The sequence below is a fragment of the Streptomyces sp. NPDC044044 genome, from assembly GCF_056434405.1.
Map to the genome: position 1 here is coordinate 1 of NZ_JBWKFG010000031.1, position 1413 is coordinate 1413.

1 rRNA gene is annotated in these 1413 nt (G+C 55.8%); it reads left to right on the forward strand.

The window, feature by feature from the left end:
- Positions 1–1391, forward strand: a 23S ribosomal RNA gene (locus tag AC07AG_RS42600); the annotation flags it as partial.
- Between the last annotated feature and the right edge of the window lie 22 nt (positions 1392–1413).

The following is a 1413-nucleotide window of genomic DNA, read 5'->3' on the forward strand; positions in this document are numbered from 1 at the left end:
TGAGACCTGATGCCGAGCCGATTGTGGTGAAGTGGATGATCCTATGCTGTCGAGAAAAGCCTCTAGCGAGTTTCATGGCGGCCCGTACCCTAAACCGACTCAGGTGGTCAGGTAGAGAATACCGAGGCGTTCGGGTGAACTATGGTTAAGGAACTCGGCAAAATGCCCCCGTAACTTCGGGAGAAGGGGGGCCATCTTTGGTGATCGGATTTACTCCGTGAGCTGGGGGTGGCCGCAGAGACCAGCGAGAAGCGACTGTTTACTAAAAACACAGGTCCGTGCGAAGCCGTAAGGCGATGTATACGGACTGACGCCTGCCCGGTGCTGGAACGTTAAGGGGACCGGTTAGTGCACTTTCGGGTGTGCGAAGCTGAGAACTTAAGCGCCAGTAAACGGCGGTGGTAACTATAACCATCCTAAGGTAGCGAAATTCCTTGTCGGGTAAGTTCCGACCTGCACGAATGGCGTAACGACTTCTCGACTGTCTCAACCATAGGCCCGGTGAAATTGCACTACGAGTAAAGATGCTCGTTTCGCGCAGCAGGACGGAAAGACCCCGGGACCTTTACTACAGTTTGATATTGGTGTTCGGTTCGGCTTGTGTAGGATAGGTGGGAGACTTTGAAGCGGGCACGCCAGTGTTCGTGGAGTCAACGTTGAAATACCACTCTGGTCGTGCTGGATGTCTAACCTGGGTCCGTGATCCGGATCAGGGACAGTGTCTGATGGGTAGTTTAACTGGGGCGGTTGCCTCCCAAAGAGTAACGGAGGCGCCCAAAGGTTCCCTCAGCCTGGTTGGTAATCAGGTGTTGAGTGTAAGTGCACAAGGGAGCTTGACTGTGAGACCGACGGGTCGAGCAGGGACGAAAGTCGGGACTAGTGATCCGGCGGTGGCTTGTGGAAGCGCCGTCGCTCAACGGATAAAAGGTACCCCGGGGATAACAGGCTGATCTTCCCCAAGAGTCCATATCGACGGGATGGTTTGGCACCTCGATGTCGGCTCGTCGCATCCTGGGGCTGGAGTCGGTCCCAAGGGTTGGGCTGTTCGCCCATTAAAGCGGTACGCGAGCTGGGTTTAGAACGTCGTGAGACAGTTCGGTCCCTATCCGCTGTGCGCGTAGGAATATTGAGAAGGGCTGTCCCTAGTACGAGAGGACCGGGACGGACGAACCTCTGGTGTGCCAGTTGTCCTGCCAAGGGCATGGCTGGTTGGCTACGTTCGGAAAGGATAACCGCTGAAAGCATCTAAGCGGGAAGCCTGCTTCGAGATGAGTATTCCCACCCCCTTGAGGGGTTAAGGCTCCCAGTAGACGACTGGGTTGATAGGCCAGATCTGGAAGCCCGGCAACGGGTGGAGGTGACTGGTACTAATAGGCCGAGGGCTTGTCCTCAGTTGCTCGCGTCCACTGTGTT